Source organism: Cyclobacteriaceae bacterium, assembly GCA_030584025.1.
Classification (GTDB): domain Bacteria; phylum Bacteroidota; class Bacteroidia; order Cytophagales; family Cyclobacteriaceae; genus UBA2336.
On record CP129487.1, the window covers coordinates 1,530,787 to 1,545,690 of the forward strand.

16 protein-coding genes are annotated in these 14,904 nt (G+C 43.9%); 8 read left to right on the forward strand and 8 right to left on the reverse strand.

Annotated elements, in window-relative coordinates:
- Positions 1–11 precede the first annotated feature (11 nt).
- Genes QY309_07195 through QY309_07205 form a run of 3 tightly spaced genes read left to right on the forward strand, consistent with a single transcriptional unit; the run spans position 12 to position 2,984 of the window.
- On the forward strand, positions 12–1,664 hold the full coding sequence (locus QY309_07195) for an amidohydrolase family protein (protein WKZ61263.1): 1,653 nt from the start codon (positions 12–14) through the stop codon (positions 1,662–1,664).
- Between the two features lie 17 nt (positions 1,665–1,681).
- Positions 1,682–2,554, forward strand: a complete 873-nt coding sequence (locus QY309_07200) for a cation diffusion facilitator family transporter (GenBank protein ID WKZ61264.1) — start codon at positions 1,682–1,684, stop codon at positions 2,552–2,554.
- 28 nt (positions 2,555–2,582) lie between these two features.
- On the forward strand, positions 2,583–2,984 hold the full coding sequence (locus QY309_07205) for a VOC family protein (protein ID WKZ61265.1): 402 nt from the start codon (positions 2,583–2,585) through the stop codon (positions 2,982–2,984).
- Here QY309_07205 and QY309_07210 read toward each other — a convergent pair whose 3' ends face one another.
- Both QY309_07210 and QY309_07215 read right to left on the reverse strand, forming a co-directional pair.
- On the reverse strand, positions 2,985–4,523 hold the full coding sequence (locus QY309_07210) for a PAS domain S-box protein (GenBank protein ID WKZ61266.1): 1,539 nt from the start codon (positions 4,521–4,523) through the stop codon (positions 2,985–2,987).
- Positions 4,524–4,590: 67 nt separating this feature from the next.
- On the reverse strand, positions 4,591–5,514 hold the full coding sequence (locus QY309_07215) for a LysR family transcriptional regulator (protein ID WKZ61267.1): 924 nt from the start codon (positions 5,512–5,514) through the stop codon (positions 4,591–4,593).
- Between the two features lie 86 nt (positions 5,515–5,600).
- Between QY309_07215 and QY309_07220 the strand changes: the two genes are divergently transcribed.
- On the forward strand, positions 5,601–5,882 hold the full coding sequence (locus QY309_07220; GenBank protein ID WKZ61268.1) for a hypothetical protein: 282 nt from the start codon (positions 5,601–5,603) through the stop codon (positions 5,880–5,882).
- The gene (locus QY309_07225; protein ID WKZ61269.1) at positions 5,879–6,835 is read left to right on the forward strand and encodes a sodium-dependent bicarbonate transport family permease; all 957 of its coding nucleotides are present in this window, start codon (positions 5,879–5,881) and stop codon (positions 6,833–6,835) included. The genes QY309_07220 and QY309_07225 overlap by 4 nt, the downstream gene beginning before the upstream one ends.
- A gap of 2 nt (positions 6,836–6,837) precedes the next feature.
- On the opposite strand, the gene QY309_07230 is transcribed toward QY309_07225, so the two are convergent.
- Positions 6,838–7,656, reverse strand: a complete 819-nt coding sequence (locus QY309_07230) for a ThuA domain-containing protein (protein WKZ61270.1) — start codon at positions 7,654–7,656, stop codon at positions 6,838–6,840.
- Positions 7,657–7,782: 126 nt separating this feature from the next.
- Between QY309_07230 and QY309_07235 the strand changes: the two genes are divergently transcribed.
- The gene (locus tag QY309_07235) at positions 7,783–8,772 is read left to right on the forward strand and encodes a bestrophin family ion channel (GenBank protein WKZ61271.1); all 990 of its coding nucleotides are present in this window, start codon (positions 7,783–7,785) and stop codon (positions 8,770–8,772) included.
- 38 nt (positions 8,773–8,810) lie between these two features.
- Here QY309_07235 and QY309_07240 read toward each other — a convergent pair whose 3' ends face one another.
- Entirely contained in the window at positions 8,811–9,596 is a 786-nt protein-coding gene (locus QY309_07240; GenBank protein WKZ61272.1) for a DUF3667 domain-containing protein, read from the reverse strand.
- Between the two features lies 1 nt (position 9,597).
- Positions 9,598–10,062, reverse strand: coding sequence for a MaoC family dehydratase (locus QY309_07245; GenBank protein ID WKZ61273.1), 465 nt, complete (start codon positions 10,060–10,062; stop codon positions 9,598–9,600).
- Between the two features lie 170 nt (positions 10,063–10,232).
- Between QY309_07245 and QY309_07250 the strand changes: the two genes are divergently transcribed.
- Positions 10,233–10,433, forward strand: coding sequence for a hypothetical protein (locus QY309_07250; protein ID WKZ61274.1), 201 nt, complete (start codon positions 10,233–10,235; stop codon positions 10,431–10,433).
- 111 nt (positions 10,434–10,544) lie between these two features.
- Here QY309_07250 and QY309_07255 read toward each other — a convergent pair whose 3' ends face one another.
- Positions 10,545–12,422 (reverse strand): CocE/NonD family hydrolase, encoded by a 1,878-nt coding sequence (locus tag QY309_07255; protein ID WKZ61275.1) that lies wholly within the window; start codon positions 12,420–12,422, stop codon positions 10,545–10,547.
- Between the two features lie 269 nt (positions 12,423–12,691).
- Between QY309_07255 and QY309_07260 the strand changes: the two genes are divergently transcribed.
- Positions 12,692–12,943 carry a hypothetical protein gene (locus QY309_07260; protein ID WKZ61276.1) on the forward strand — a complete coding sequence of 84 codons (252 nt, stop codon included), beginning with the start codon at positions 12,692–12,694 and terminating at the stop codon, positions 12,941–12,943.
- Positions 12,944–12,965: 22 nt separating this feature from the next.
- Here the strand turns inward: QY309_07260 and QY309_07265 are convergent, their stop codons facing one another.
- Positions 12,966–13,544 (reverse strand): hypothetical protein, encoded by a 579-nt coding sequence (locus QY309_07265; GenBank protein WKZ61277.1) that lies wholly within the window; start codon positions 13,542–13,544, stop codon positions 12,966–12,968.
- 74 nt (positions 13,545–13,618) lie between these two features.
- A complete protein-coding gene (locus QY309_07270; GenBank protein WKZ61278.1) occupies positions 13,619–14,842 on the reverse strand; it encodes an asparagine synthetase B in 1,224 nt (407 codons plus the stop codon).
- Between the last annotated feature and the right edge of the window lie 62 nt (positions 14,843–14,904).

Consider the following 14,904-nt stretch of genomic DNA (forward strand, 5'->3'; position numbering starts at 1 on the left):
AACTTTAGTTTATGAAAAAATTTGCCCTTCTATTCACAGGATTTTTTTTGTGTCTACTGCTTTCTTGCACAGATAGAAATCCAAAAGCCGACCGTATTATTTTAAACGCTGATATCTGGACAGGCGATCAATCCAATCCATCTGCGCAAGCCATGGCTATTGCCGGAGATTCGCTTTTGGCTGTCGTCAGCAATGCTGAAATTGAAAAGTACATAGGACCAAACACAGAGGTTATTGATCTAAACGGAGCATTTGTAACCCCCGGTTTTATCGATTCTCATGTGCACTTTTTAATGGGTGGCTTTAACCTCTCTGGTGTGCAATTACGTGACGCAAAAACTAAAGAGGAGTTTATTAGTCGTATTAAGGCTTTCGCAGAAACCGTGCCCGCTGGTACCTGGATTTTGGGTGGCGATTGGGATCATGAAAACTGGGGCGGTGAATTGCCAACACGGCAATGGATTGATGCCGTAACACCCGATCATCCGGTATGGATAACCCGGCTTGACGGGCATATGTCGTTGGCCAATACCGCAGCGTTAACAGCTGCCGGAGTTGATCGTGCTGTTAAAGATGTTGAAGGAGGTACCATTGTGCGTGATGCCAATGGAAACCTGACGGGTATTTTTAAGGATAACGCCACCAATATTGTCGACAGGCATGTACCTGAACCTTCACCTGAACAGGTGGATAACGCCTTGCAGGCAGCCATGAAATATGTGGCCTCGTTTGGGGTAACATCCGTTCATCATATGGCAGGGCACATAGATGCATTGGAACGGGCACGAAAAAGTAATAACATGATTACCCGCATCTATGCCATGTACCCGATCAGTCAATGGGAAGTATTAAATGAAAAGATAGCACGTGAAGGCAGGGGCGACAAGTGGCTGAAAGTTGGAGGCTTGAAAGGTTTTGTGGATGGCTCCTTAGGTTCACATACGGCAGCATTCTTTGAACCGTTTACCGATGCGCCAAGTGATACAGGGTTATGGGTGAACACACCCGAGCAATTATATACCTGGATAAGTGCAGCCGACAAAGCCGGACTGCAATTGATGGTACATGCGATTGGTGATCGGGCCATAAATACATTGCTGAATATTTATGAACGTGTAGAACGGGAAAACGGATCGAAGGACAGGCGTTTTCGAATTGAACATGCACAGCACATTGCTCACCAAGATATTCCCAGGTTTGCTGCGTTAAACGTTATTCCCAGTATGCAGCCGTATCATGCCATTGATGATGGGCGCTGGGCAGAGAAAGTAATTGGTCCGGAACGGATTAAAACGACTTATGCCTTTAAAAGTTTATTTGATGCAGGAGCAATGGTGGCATTTGGTAGTGACTGGTTTGTAGCTCCGCCAACACCGCTTGAAGGAATTTACGCGGCTGTTACCCGAAGAACCCTTGATGATCAAAATCCGGATGGTTGGGTTCCGGAACAGAAGATTACTGTTGAACAAGCGCTTATTGCCTATACACGAAATGCAGCATATGCCTCTTTTGATGAGAAGTTAAAGGGCACCTTAACTCCGGGCAAGCTAGCCGATTTTGTGGTATTGAGTGAGGACTTGCGCACCGTTGCTCCGGATCAAATCCGTAACGTTCGTGTGTTGAATACCTGGGTAGGAGGAAAGGAAGTGTTTCGTGCGGAATAATCGTGTTATTAAATTTAATGGCACATCATCACCACCATTCTTCTGGAAAAAATTTACGAGCAGCATTTCTCTTGAATGCTGGCTTTACCATTTTTGAATTGATTGGTGGATTTTATGTAAACAGTGTTGCCATCATTTCGGATGCCGTTCATGATTTGGGCGATTGCCTTTCGCTTGGAACCGCCTGGTACCTGGATGCTAAATCGAAAAAGGCCGCAAGTCAATCATTCTCTTTTGGTTACAGGCGCTTCTCCTTGCTGGGTGCGTTGATCAACAGTATTGTATTGATTATAGGTTCGGTTTTTGTGATTCAGGCTGCGATTGGCAGAATCCTTTCACCAGAATCTTCCAATGCCCAAGGCATGTTTGTTTTTGCGTTGGTCGGGGTGGCTGTTAACGGATATGCCGCATGGAAAACAAGTTCCGGAAAAACGCTTAATGAGCGCATTGTTACCTGGCATTTGCTTGAGGATGTACTCGGATGGGTTGCTGTCTTAATCGTTTCGGTGGTACTTATGTTTGTAGAAAACCACTACCTCGATCCGGCACTGTCGTTGGTCATAACACTTTTTATTCTGTGGAATGTAGGTAAGCGGTTAAAGGAAACCTTGTTCTTGTTTTTGCAGGGGCATCCGGTTGATATTAATCAGAAAGAAATTGAGGATAAGATACTGCAAATCGATTATGTCGATTCGTTACACCACACGCACATTTGGTCATTGGATGGTGAGCACCATGTGTTTACCACGCACGTCCGGCTTAAGTCGGGTGTTAGCATATCTGAATTGCTCATGGTAAAGAATCGAATCAAGGAACTCATGAAGAATTATCCCTTTGAGCATTTTACTATTGAAACCGAGTTGAATAATGAGTACTGTGCTCTTGAATAATGTAGAATAAAATCCGTCTCAAAACACTATGACCTTAGAACATGTTGCCATTTGGACGCAAAACCTCGAACAGTTAAAGGATTTTTACGTGACGTATTTCGGAGGTTTACCAAATGAAAAATATAACAACCCACAAAAGCAATTCAGTAGCTATTTTATTCGCTTTAAATCTGGTGCGCGACTTGAGTTAATGTCGAGACCGGATATACCGGCAAACGTAAATGATTCAATTGTAAAGCAATACCTGGGAATTATTCATCTTGCCTTTGGCGTTGATACCATGGACGAAGTTGACAGGAAAGCCGAAGAGCTGAAGAATGCGGGTTTTCAAATCTTATCGGGTCCGCGCAAAACTGGTGATGGTTACTACGAATTTGAAACCCTTGACCCGGATAACAATCGGATTGAGGTAACCACTATTTTTCGCTGATTAGTTTTTCCCCAGACTTGGAATTGAAAGTGTAAATTCGGTTCCTTTTCCCGGTTCACTTTTTACTTGAATGGTACCCTGAATTTTATCAACAGCTTCTTTTACAATGTAAAGCCCAAGCCCTGAACCGACACCTTTTGTGGAGGCCCGATAGAACATTTCAAATATTTTGGGAAGTGAACTGGATTCAATCCCCTCTCCATTATCGGAAATTCGTATTTCAGCTTCCTTTTCATTGGCCATCACCCGAACTTCAATGGTCGGGTTTTCTTTGGTCATGTCGGCATATTTGATTGCATTGGAAAGCAGGTTATTGAAAATGATGTTCAACCGACTGGGTGCACTATAGAATTTTCCAGTTTGCTTCACATCCACCACACGCCAGATGCGCTCCATGTTATCCATGAATTGAAGCTGCTCAAGGGCACTGTTAACCAGTGATTCAAAATGCACAGGCTCCACCTCTACCTGAAGGCGTGTGTTGCGGGAATGATCAACAATATCTTTGATAAACTGGTCAAGACGCAACAAGCTTTTCTTTTTCAGATCGAGTAGCCGCTCCAGACTTTGCGGATCTTTTTCCATCCGTGCAATTTCAACAAGCCCCAATAACGATGATATGGGTGCACGTAAATCATGCGAAGCGGAATAAACAAATCGATCCAGTTCCGCATTGATTTTTACCAGTTCTTCATTTCGTTCTTCAAGTGCTTTCTGGCTTGCTTTGCGTTCGGTAATATCACTTTCGATAGCAATGAATTGCGTTACCTTACCTTGATTGTCGCGTATGGGCTGTACCTCAATACTTACCCAGTACGGTTTGCCTTCTTTGGTATAATTAATCAATTCAACTTCTTTGAAGCCTTCGCCTTTGCGAAGATTCTCCCGCATCATTTGCGCTGCTTTCGGATCAGATTCCGGTCCGCGTAGAAAATGCCCGGGTTTACGCCCGATAATTTCTTCAAGTTTATAACCGGTTGTGCGTTCAAAGGCAGGATTAACCCATTCAATTTCGCCTGCAGCGTTAGCGATCACCACCATGTTAGTGGTATTGTTAGCCACCAGGGCCAGGCGTTTATTTTCCTGCTCGGTTTGTTTGCGTTTGCTGATGTCCCGAACTATGGCAAGTATCTGTACATCACCCTCCAGGTCGAGCCGATTAAGTGAAACCTCGGCCTGAAAAGGTGTACCATCAAGCCGGATGTGCATCCACTCAAAAAATTGCGGTTCGCCTTGAAGCACCGCATTGATTTTCTCCATAGCTGCTTCTTCCGAAGTACGGCCATCAGGTTGATGAGCGGGTGAAAATCGGTAGGGAGTTTGACCAACTATATCTTCTTTCTTACATTGAAAAATGCGAAGGGTGGCATCATTACAATCCGTAAAGGTCTTGTAATCCATGGTAAAGATGGCATCATGGGCGGTGTTGAACAGGGTTCGCAACCGAAACTCATTCTTTCGAAGCGTTTCTTCCACACGGTGCAAGGCTTCCAGATCGGTACCCGGCAGATCAGCACGATTAAGCACATCTTCAGACATGAACCCAAGTTTGACGTTTTTGGGCACCTGAAAAAGGAACATTTTGCTTTTTCCTTACATGCGCGAATCAATACCGCTCATACCAATCAAAATGCTGATGTATGATGTGGTTCTTTTCCTTTTTTACATAGTTTAGATAAGCCTGAGCAACAGGTGAAAACTTTTTGTTTTTCAGCCAAATAAGTTGCCACTTAGACGTTATCGGAAATCCTTTAACAGGTATGATGTGCAGGTCGCCATTGCTTAGTTCATCCTTAAGGCCAATAAGCGGCATAACGGATGAACCGAGTCCTGCAATTACGGCTTGCTTTACGGCTTCATTTGACGTGAGTTCCATTTTTTTGCGGGCATGAATGCCATGCAACCGGAAATACTTTTCCATGGTTTGACGCGTACCCGATCCCGTTTCCCGATAGATCAGCGGAAGTGTTTCGAAAATCTTTTTGGTATGCGTTTTCTTGTCGGCTTTTGTTTCATGATTGGTAACCAGGTAAAGTTTGTTTTGCATGAGCTCGATACCATCTACCTGAATATTTTTCGGCAATACCGATACGAGCGAAAAGTCAACTTCGTTATTCTCAAGGCTTTCAATTACCCGCTCCTTGTTGGAAACATCAAGCAGTAATTCCACATCCGTATGCTGACGCAGAAAGCCGGTTAAAAAGTAAGGCATTACATATTTTCCGGTTGAGACGACTGAAATACGCAGGCTTCCGGTAAGCTTTCCTTTAAAGGCTTGAAGTCGCTGGTTAATTCCGTTTACTTCATTTAAAATGGTTTCAGCAGATTTGGCAATTTCCTTTCCGAAATCAGTGATGAAGAGTTGGCGCCCAATTACTTCGGTTAGGGGTACATCAAATTGATCCTGAAAATTTTTCAGTTGTATCGAAACAGCCGGCTGTGTGAGGTGAAGGGCTTCGGCAGCTTTGGTAATGCTTTTCGTCTCCGTGATTTTCAGAAAGATTTGAAGTTGATGGAGCGTATAATTCATAAGAATACTTAATGTTATCTATTACAAAAATAAATAAAAATTTATGATTCCGGTTATGGATTTTTGCAGCGGTTAATACAACAACTATGAAGACGAAACACCAGATTAAATTAATTGATGGAAATTTTCATCCGAAAGATGCCGCCCGTGTATTGATGCAGTTAATCAGTGACAAAATTAATTACCACAATGTTGAGATGCTTTCAATTTATGAACATTTTAACGGAGATGTTTCTAACTCTGTTAAAAGGATTCATGAACTTAGCGAAGCAAAGGAATCGTTGCGCGAATTACTGGAGCAGGCCGAGCAGGAGGGATACGACCTGGTGATTGAAGGAAATATTAACATAAACCTGGTCAAAGCATGAGTTTAGCCTTGTTGGTCGACAACCTGACCAACCCAGCGCTACTATTTTTTGTATTAGGCATTGTTGCGGTACGACTCAAAAGTGACCTGGAACTTCCGTCAACTTCATCTAAGTTTATTTCTCTGTACTTGCTTTTCGCCATTGGCTTTAAAGGAGGGCAGGAGTTGGCGCACAGCGAGTTTTCGCTGGAAATTGTGTGGTCGATGTTATTTGGTGTGGCCATTGCCAGTCTGATACCGCTTTATACATTCTTTATTCTAAAGAAGAGATTAAGTGTATCAAATGCCGGGGCCATAGCGGCTGCATACGGATCGGTAAGTGCTGTAACCTTTGTAACAGCCATTTCATTTTTAGAGATGGAGGCCGTGCCGTTTAGCGGACACATGATTGCCGTAATGGCCTTGATGGAAACACCAGCCATCATTATAGGTGTGATATTGATTCGCATGTATGGCCGTGAAGAAACAGGAGATACACGGTTGCGTTCTGTAGTGCATCACTCGTTTACAAATGGCAGTGTGCTTATGATTATCGGAAGTTTAATCATCGGCTTTTTAGCAAATGATCAGCAGGCACTCGGTATTAAACCATTTACAAACGACATCTTTAAAGGTTTTCTTGCGCTCTTTTTGCTGGACATGGGAATTGCCAGCGGCAGAAAGCTGAAGGACTTTCTGGATGGTGGTTGGTTCACGTTGGCTTTTGCCTTGGTGATACCCCTTGTAAATGGCTGTGCCGTGGCCTTGCTGAGCAGCCTGATAACGGATGATCCGGGTAATCGGTTTATGTTCGCGGTGCTGGCGGCCAGTGCCTCGTACATTGCAGTGCCGGCTGCTATGAAAATGGCTGCACCTCAGGCCAATCCAGGAATTTTTGTGCCGATGACATTAGCTGTTACGTTTCCGCTGAACATTACACTGGGTATGCCGATCTATCTGGAATTGATTCTATAAAACTACCCGTAGACAGGATTTACCCACGCTTCTGTTGGCTCGTATTTGCTTGCGCTTGCCCAAATAATCCCTCGTTTCATAAGGGTTACAGCTTGGGGTTGATCGGTAATGTGTTTCAGGTTATGACCGAGGGACGTGTAAAATACGCGGCCCTTTCCATAGGTCTTTTTCCAGGCAACGGGCAACACGCACCCATCAATCCATGGATCAATTTTGCCATTAAACCGCGTGGTGGCCAGTACTTTTACATTCGGATCTATATGCATGTAATATTGTTCGCTGGTCATGTTGAAATCCCTGATGCCTTGCGTAACGGCATCTTCATGATCGACAATGTTAACCCTGTAGTCAATTACCCCACCGGGGTGTGAAACCCATTGTCCGCCCGTCATGTATTGGTACTCCGTATTGTTTCGGAAAGCATCGCACAATCCGCCATGCCATCCGGCTATACCAACACCATTTTTAATCGCTTCCAATAAACCTGCTTCCTGTTCTTTTGTGATTTGCGACATGGTGAAGATTTGAAGGACCAAATCAATTGAACCCATGAGTTGTTTATCGGTATAGGAATCCAACGTTTTGGAAAGTATTATTTCAGCACCTTCTTTTTTTAACCAAGGCACCAGGTAATCAACAAACTTGTCAGGCTCGTGTCCATCCCAACCACCATAGGTAAAAAGCACTTTTCTGTCTTTCAGGGATGGCAATGGTTTCATTTGCTCTGCGGTTGGTTTAGCAACATGACGAAAGGGAAGTGCTGCCAGCCCGACCGTTGCAGCCAATGCTTTAAAAAGGAAATTTCTTCGTTGATTTTTCATTTTATTCTCCAATGTGTTTTTAAAGATACGCAATCATGTAAAACATTATATGTTGATTAGGAGTTAGATATTTATTTTTCGTTCTTTTCTTATATTTTGATCTGATCAATAACCAGATAAACGCCCATGTTTATAAAACGAAATTATGGTTTATGGATGACCTTCAACTGGTCAAAGAAACCTTTTCTCTATGGCTTACTCTATGCTGCATCCATTACGGCAGCATATGAATTTTTACCGCTCAACATCGCTATTCCATGGCAGCCATTAAGCATAGTAGGTATTGCAGTTGCCTTTTACCTGGGCTTTAAAAACAACAGTTCATACGACCGCACGTGGGAGGCTCGAAAAATCTGGGGTGGAATTGTAAATAGCAGTCGCTCATTTGCCAGCGCAGTTATGGCATTTGTCAAAACTGAAAATAAAGACGAGGCACAGTCCATTAAACAAACCTTAATCTACCGGCACATTGCCTGGCTCACCGCACTGCGTTATCAATTGAGGCTAAGCCGCCCCTGGGAACATACAAACGAGCGGCTAAGCGGCTTGTATGTGCCTACGATATGTGAAGCTTATTTCGATTCACTGGATAAAGAGATTGAACATTTGCTCAGGCCGGAAGAGCTTGAACAACTTAAGCGAAAGACAAACATGGCCACTCAACTGCTGACTACCCAAACTCAAAAGTTAAAAGCATTAAAAGAACTTAATTACCTCACCGAAATGGAACACTTTCGGTTGCAGGAATTGATCGGAAATTTATATGATGAGCAAGGCAAAAGTGAACGCATTAAAAACTTCCCCTTTCCGCGACAGTATGCTTCAACGGCCTTATGGACCACTTTTGTATTCAGTGCGCTTGTCCCTTTTGGGTTATTGGATGTATTTACAGAAGGAACATGGGTGTGGCTAACGGTTCCGTTTTCGGCCTTAATTATCTGGGTGTTCTTTCTTACCGAAAAAATCGGGGATTATTCCGAGAATCCATTTGAAGGCACGTATAACGATGTGCCGATAACATCCATATCACGCGCCATTGAAATCGATTTACGGGAGATGCTGGGTGAGACGGATGTTCCGCCACCGATAAAGGATGAAAATGGATTTTTGATGTAATGATTAAGGTGGTATTAGAATTGAATTCGAATGGGTCTTTAATTATTACTTGGTTTCATCATCTCCAGTAATTCAGGGTTCATAATTATTGCAATAACCATTAATAGCGAAGTAAAAAAGAAAAGAGAGAGCCAGAAGAAGATATGAACAAAAACACCACGAAACATTGCCCATCCTGGTTTGTATTGTACGTACAACTGGGTACATCCAAAAGCATAGTAGAGTGCACTGGAACTCATGAATAATAGTAAGTGCATGTAAGTTCCTGTAAATTTGAAGACTATCAAAAATATAACCGAAAGCCATTGGTAGTGTCCTTGTGTATAGAATACAAGAACAGAGTGTTCCAATAGATTGTGTTTACTCTTCCGGAACAGCAATGCAGCAGCGAAAACATAAAACGGAATAAAAAGAAAGGACATTAGGCGTTGGTTATCTTTTACCCATCCCATTATTCCCATGTTGACCTGCTCTTGTCCGCTCCCTTGTTTTGCCTCATCGAATGGGTTTACCGCTTTGGAAAATTCGTATAAATCGATTTCCAACATTGAAAAAGTAAGTATGTAAATTGTTAACATGAGAAAAAAGTACCCCACCGGACCATAGTAGAGTACCCGATTTCCTTCAATGTATTTTCTGGCAACAACACCTGGTCGGATAGTCAGGTCACGAAGAGTTCTTGGGAACATCCCATCAAACCCATATACGCGCGACCAGAAGTCATTCCAGCCTTCGCGAAAAGTAATCCGCTTTACATTTGTGCGTTGGCCGCAACTCGTACAGAATTTTCCGCTTACTTCTTGCTGACAGTTGGTACAGGTCATATTACTTGAAATGATATAGGAACACAATAGTAGCCGTAAAGGCCGGCTTCGGGTTATCCTTGATTTCCAGCGTTACCTTCATTTCAGTTTTTGCTATGCCGCGCAAGTTGGTAAGGGCTTGCAACACCACGCGTAACCTTACTTCCTGATTTACCAGCACCGGTTGGTTGAACTTTAAATTTTCGATGCCGTAGTTTACCAGCATGGTGTAGTTGTTCACCTCGGCAATCTGGTCCCATAGGTGCGGTACCAACGATAGGGTTAAATAACCATGTGCAATTGTGGACTTAAATTGGCTTTCCGTTGCCGCCCGTTGCGGGTCGGTGTGAATCCATTGGTGGTCGAGGGTGGAATCGGCAAACAGGTTGATTTGCTCCTGCGTGATTTTGTGGTACTCAGATACCCCAAGTTCTTTACCGATGTGTTGCTCAAACTCGGCAAAGCTGTTGATGATAAGTTTCGGCATGGTGGTTAAAAATAGGAATTTTTTTGATGTCCAACTGCTGTACACCCCTGAACAGTTGGGTGTACAGTACCGGATAGCAGGTAAATGAGTAGCTTGTGTTTAAGGGTGAAAATCAACGTATTACCATTGTGGTGCTGATTTTGTATAGCCCAACGCAGACTTATTAACCTATGCGTACACTCATAGCCGTTATTCTTTGGTTCATTTTATTGGTGCTGTGCTGGCCGTTGGCCCTCTTGCTGATCTTTCTCTTTCCACTGATCTGGTTGATCTTGCTTCCGTTTAAGATCATCGGGCTATCCATTAGCCTGGTGTTTCAATTCATAGGCGCCATTTTAATGTTTCCGTTTAAGGTGCTGGGGGTTAGGTAGTGTTGCGATGAAATTCACTTTGCGCCTTGGCGCCTCAGCGGTTATTGATTCAGCAGTAAGCTTAAATTTTCACCGCAGAGGCGCAAGGACGCAAAGAATTTAGTTCAATCATTATTTTCTAACGATAGGCAATCTCACTACCGATGGGTATTTCTTCGAGTGATGGATAGTGTTTGTGGCTACCACACCTGTAACTTCATCATAGTTGTTACCACCAGTATTTAAATTGCGTTCAAAGCGCGGGAAGTTGGAGCTCGACACTTCAATGCGAATGCGGTGACCGGCTGCAAAGTAATTGCTGGTGCTCATCGGAGTCAGCTTTACTTCGTACACCTTTCCCTTTTCCATAAACACTTCCTTCTCATAGCCCTCACGGTAGCGAACCCGCTGAATCGTTTCATCCAGGTTATAGGCTTTCCCATCCGGATGCACATCAATAAGTTTAATGGTCACATCGGTATCTTTTACATCGCTCGACAAATACAGCGTGGATTCAATAAACCCGCTTACTTCAATGCCTTCCTTCAATGGCTCGGATGTATAAACGAGAATATCGTCCCTCAATTCCATTTCCGATTGATCAAATGCGCCACCTTGTACCGCATTGCCGGTACAGCAAACATTTCCGCCATGCGATTTTACCGGGTTCATTGGGTCGTATTTGAAGGTATCGGGGTTATCAGCAGACGGTGCTTTCGCTACGAGTTTACCATCACCGTTACGGGTGTTGGCCTTGCCTTCGCTGCTTAGAAAATAGTTTGTCATTACAGCATTTTTGGGTGGCCATGTGTCAGATATTTGCCATTTGTTACTGCCCATGGTATAGTATTGAACACGTGGTGTATTTTTCTTGAAATCATTTTGCTCACCTTTCAAAAGTAGATCAAACCATCCCCAGGTAAGCTCATCGTAGTTCAAGCGGGCATCGCCCACACTGCGCTCACCCACAATGGTATTTTCGGTTGCGCGTTTATAGGCGCAATGCAGGGTAGGAGCAATAACCAGGTATTGGTTGTCTGCAATTTCTTTGTTCGGATTATTCCGAGCGTGATTGAATAAGGCCAGGTTCGGACTGGACGACACATCATACCAGGACACAAACCAATAGGCCGGCACATCCAGTGGCATGGTGTCGTGATATAGGCCACCCGTAAACCAGGCTGGGTCGTTTGGCTTACGCCTGATCATCTTTTCATACACGCCTTCCTGGCCGTTTACATTTTTGATAATGTCCTGTACGGGTAAATGCTGAAGCGCTTGTGCCCAATCCTGACGCGGCATCTCTGTGGCCATATCGTAAAAACGTTGGATGCGGATCAGGTCTTGTTGCGTAATGTCTTTTGGTAGTGTGGGTTTGTATTTATCATTCTGTGTTCCATAGAGCCACGCGGTAAACAACATTTGCTGAGCTCCTCCGCGGTACCAGTTACCCTGTTCATAATATTCACCAACCTTACCAACACCGGCTCCGAATCCTTGTGCCACCATAGCAGCAAGAGCGGGGTGATTCAGTGATGCTACCGCCATTTGCCATTCGGCCGTAGAAGAACAACCGATCACGCCAATCTTTCCATTCGACCACGGCTGTTTACTCATCCATTCAAAGGCATCGTAACCATCGGTAAGGGGTGTTCCCAGAATATCCCATTCGCCTTCAGAGAAAAAGCGGCCGCGTTCATTTTGAACTACGTAGGCGTAACCACGTTGGACTGCATCAATCGCAGCCTCAAGTGTGCGGGTCCGCATTTCGCCATCTACCCATGTGTTGAAATTGTATGGTGTTCGTGAAAATACAATTGGTACTTTGGCATTTCCTTTTGGGCGATAGATGTCGGTTGCCAGTCGCACACCATCGCGCATAGGCATCATCACTTTTTGATCGATGACGGCAATTTCTGCCAGCTTATTGTAAACATCTTGAGGATTTTGTTGGGCTGTTACCCCCAGTGCGAGTAAGCAAAGGAAGAAAAGGAGCAAATTTTTTTTCATTGTGTTTAGGTTATTTCTAATGTTAAAAGTTCAAGTTGCTTACATCACGACTACAAATCTTCAGCATGCCCGGGCGACACCTCTTTCTATCTTTGGCCTGGCATTGGCATGTGCGGATAGAAAGCCGTGTTGACCGGGGATGCGGGGCCCTGCGGCCCTGGAGCAAAGAAAATAGTTATAAAATCAAGTTCGTTTGATCAAGATGCGAAAACTTTTCATTGTATTTCAGGTTTTTATGCGAAATTGATTCAACATTTACGCAAACGGTAATGGCTGGTTGTTCATCTGGTAAACGATCTTACTTAAGCGAAGACATAGCGGTTGAAGCACTTATCGAAGTGCATATACAGTTCGACTATGGCAAGCGATCAGGCCCCATTGCGGTGTATCCATGTGATGAATGTGGTCAGTTTCACCTTACGTCAACTGGTATCATGAATAAAAAACTTGAACAGTTTCTCTCAGACGGGACACTTCAAAAACTGCGTACCGCCAATAAGTGGTCTGGCAAATGGAAGTAGAAACTGTGTTCACTAAATCCTTTCAGTTCTTCGCAGGCGGATTAATCATAATATGCGCCCTGTGTGTTCCCGGATCCATGATCCACGGCATGCCGGGTGCTTCGGGTTTTAGGGGAAGTCCTGTGCTCTCCGCTGTGGCCCACGGGATGTAAACTACATATCTAAAATTTCCCTTTGTTACTTCACCTGTTTCAGCATTGTAGTTTTCGGAAGGAGCGGAGAACACCTGCAGGTTGGTGGCTTGCTTGGGCATGAATAGTTTTCCTGATTTTACTTCAACTTCCCGTATGTCAAAAATTTCCTGGAAGGATTTTCCTTGAGCTTTCAATTCGCGCCCACGCGCCATGAACGGTTCAAGGTCTTTATGATAACAAGATACATTAAAGCCACTTGCTTTCGGATCATCCGTTATGCAAACAAATTCATTTGTTCCTTTTCGAAGCACAACAAACTCGCCTTTTGTATTGTAACCATAAACCATCGCGCCATCCCGTTTGTCTTCCGGTGCGGCTAATACAGCAATTTTAATTTGGATTTCAGTAGAGGGTATCTGAGCGAACGATACGTGTATAATCAGAAATAATAGGAAAGTAGTTTTCATAATGGCTATTATTTTAATTCTCGTCTTATAACTTAAGTCTTATTACTTATGTCTTAAATCTAACGTCTATCAATTCAGGTTTTCTGTTTCTTTTTTTGTGCTGATGGGAATAATACGTTGTTCAGAATTAACCGGTATCCCGGAGAGTTTGGATGCAAATTCAAATCGGTGGCTGACCTGCCGCGACCGGGATAACCTTCCGGATCGTGACCACTGTAGAATGTCCAGAACCCTTTACCGAGTTCGTTAAACATGTACCGCACGTTCCCAGCTTCCTTGTTTTCGCCTAAAATCAGCACCTCTGGCTTTACCAATCCGCGATTAAAAGCTGTGGTCAATCCGCTGAATTCACGAATCATATGTTCGTGATTTTGTGTTAGCAGGGAAGGAATAATATCCCATTTGGCGGAGAATGTAAATAATGAAAAATAGGAACCCATGGATCCGTAGCCGCGACCCACGTTAATGTCACTGAACCGCCTGCTGTACGGTGGCTCAAGCACAAAGTTTTCAAAGGCGAGTGAAAGGGAGTAGTCTAGTGCCTGTTGTTGTGCTTCATCATCCGCTAACTCAAATAAATCCAGGCCATTTACGGCCAATGCAACATCAATCGATTCAGCAGCCGAACACATGGCAAACAGGTAGCCACCGGAAGCACAAAAAGTTTTGAGCTGTTTTGCCACTTCCAGTTTCATAGCGGGCACCGATGAATACCCCAGTCGACCAGCGGTGGTTTCTTGAGTCTGGTATTCCAGCATGGCCGATTCGCGCCACCGGGCGCGTGCCGGTTGTCCGGTAAAGTCTTCATGGTGCAGGTGAACCCAATCGTAGCGGGCTAGCGCCTCGTTGTGTATTTCTTCATCATAAATAATATCAAATGGAATTTCTGCGTACTCGAGTACGAGAATAACGGCATCCGTTTCATCCTGAATAAAATCGCTTTTGGGAGAATAAACAGCAATGCGGGGTACTTTTTCGAGACGCACCACATTCATGTTTACGGCAGGACTTGATATCTCATTTAAAAGTGTATTGACTTTAGCGGCACTGATGATTTCGTATGAAATACCACGCAGTTTACATTCTGTTTCAGCTTCTGCCGAATAAGAAAATAAAAAGCTGCCACCCCGATAGTTCAACAACCAATCAACTTCAGTTTGCCGTTGCAACATGAAATAGGCAAGTCCATAAGCTTTCAAGTGGTTGTGTTGGTGATCATCCATAGGGATGAGCATAGAATTGCTGAAGGCACTCCATGAATACACAACACAGCAGATGACGAGGCAGATTTTTGTCATCGGTTTCCGGATCAATAGAATACACTAAAGCTCCGGAGATTTTCCGATAATATCAATTAAAT

Coding starts and splice junctions, on each gene's coding strand:
- QY309_07240 (WKZ61272.1), bottom strand. CDS start 9,596: ATGACCTGTACCAACTGTCAGCAAGAAGTAAGCGGAAAATTCTGTACG.
- QY309_07215 (WKZ61267.1), bottom strand. CDS start 5,514: ATGAATTATACGCTCCATCAACTTCAAATCTTTCTGAAAATCACGGAG.
- QY309_07260 (WKZ61276.1), top strand. CDS start 12,692: ATGGCTGGTTGTTCATCTGGTAAACGATCTTACTTAAGCGAAGACATA.
- QY309_07195 (WKZ61263.1), top strand. CDS start 12: ATGAAAAAATTTGCCCTTCTATTCACAGGATTTTTTTTGTGTCTACTG.
- QY309_07250 (WKZ61274.1), top strand. CDS start 10,233: ATGCGTACACTCATAGCCGTTATTCTTTGGTTCATTTTATTGGTGCTG.
- QY309_07235 (WKZ61271.1), top strand. CDS start 7,783: ATGTTTATAAAACGAAATTATGGTTTATGGATGACCTTCAACTGGTCA.
- QY309_07220 (WKZ61268.1), top strand. CDS start 5,601: ATGAAGACGAAACACCAGATTAAATTAATTGATGGAAATTTTCATCCG.
- QY309_07210 (WKZ61266.1), bottom strand. CDS start 4,523: ATGTCTGAAGATGTGCTTAATCGTGCTGATCTGCCGGGTACCGATCTG.
- QY309_07200 (WKZ61264.1), top strand. CDS start 1,682: ATGGCACATCATCACCACCATTCTTCTGGAAAAAATTTACGAGCAGCA.
- QY309_07230 (WKZ61270.1), bottom strand. CDS start 7,656: ATGAAAAATCAACGAAGAAATTTCCTTTTTAAAGCATTGGCTGCAACG.
- QY309_07255 (WKZ61275.1), bottom strand. CDS start 12,422: ATGAAAAAAAATTTGCTCCTTTTCTTCCTTTGCTTACTCGCACTGGGG.
- QY309_07205 (WKZ61265.1), top strand. CDS start 2,583: ATGACCTTAGAACATGTTGCCATTTGGACGCAAAACCTCGAACAGTTA.
- QY309_07270 (WKZ61278.1), bottom strand. CDS start 14,842: ATGACAAAAATCTGCCTCGTCATCTGCTGTGTTGTGTATTCATGGAGT.
- QY309_07245 (WKZ61273.1), bottom strand. CDS start 10,062: ATGCCGAAACTTATCATCAACAGCTTTGCCGAGTTTGAGCAACACATC.
- QY309_07265 (WKZ61277.1), bottom strand. CDS start 13,544: ATGAAAACTACTTTCCTATTATTTCTGATTATACACGTATCGTTCGCT.
- QY309_07225 (WKZ61269.1), top strand. CDS start 5,879: ATGAGTTTAGCCTTGTTGGTCGACAACCTGACCAACCCAGCGCTACTA.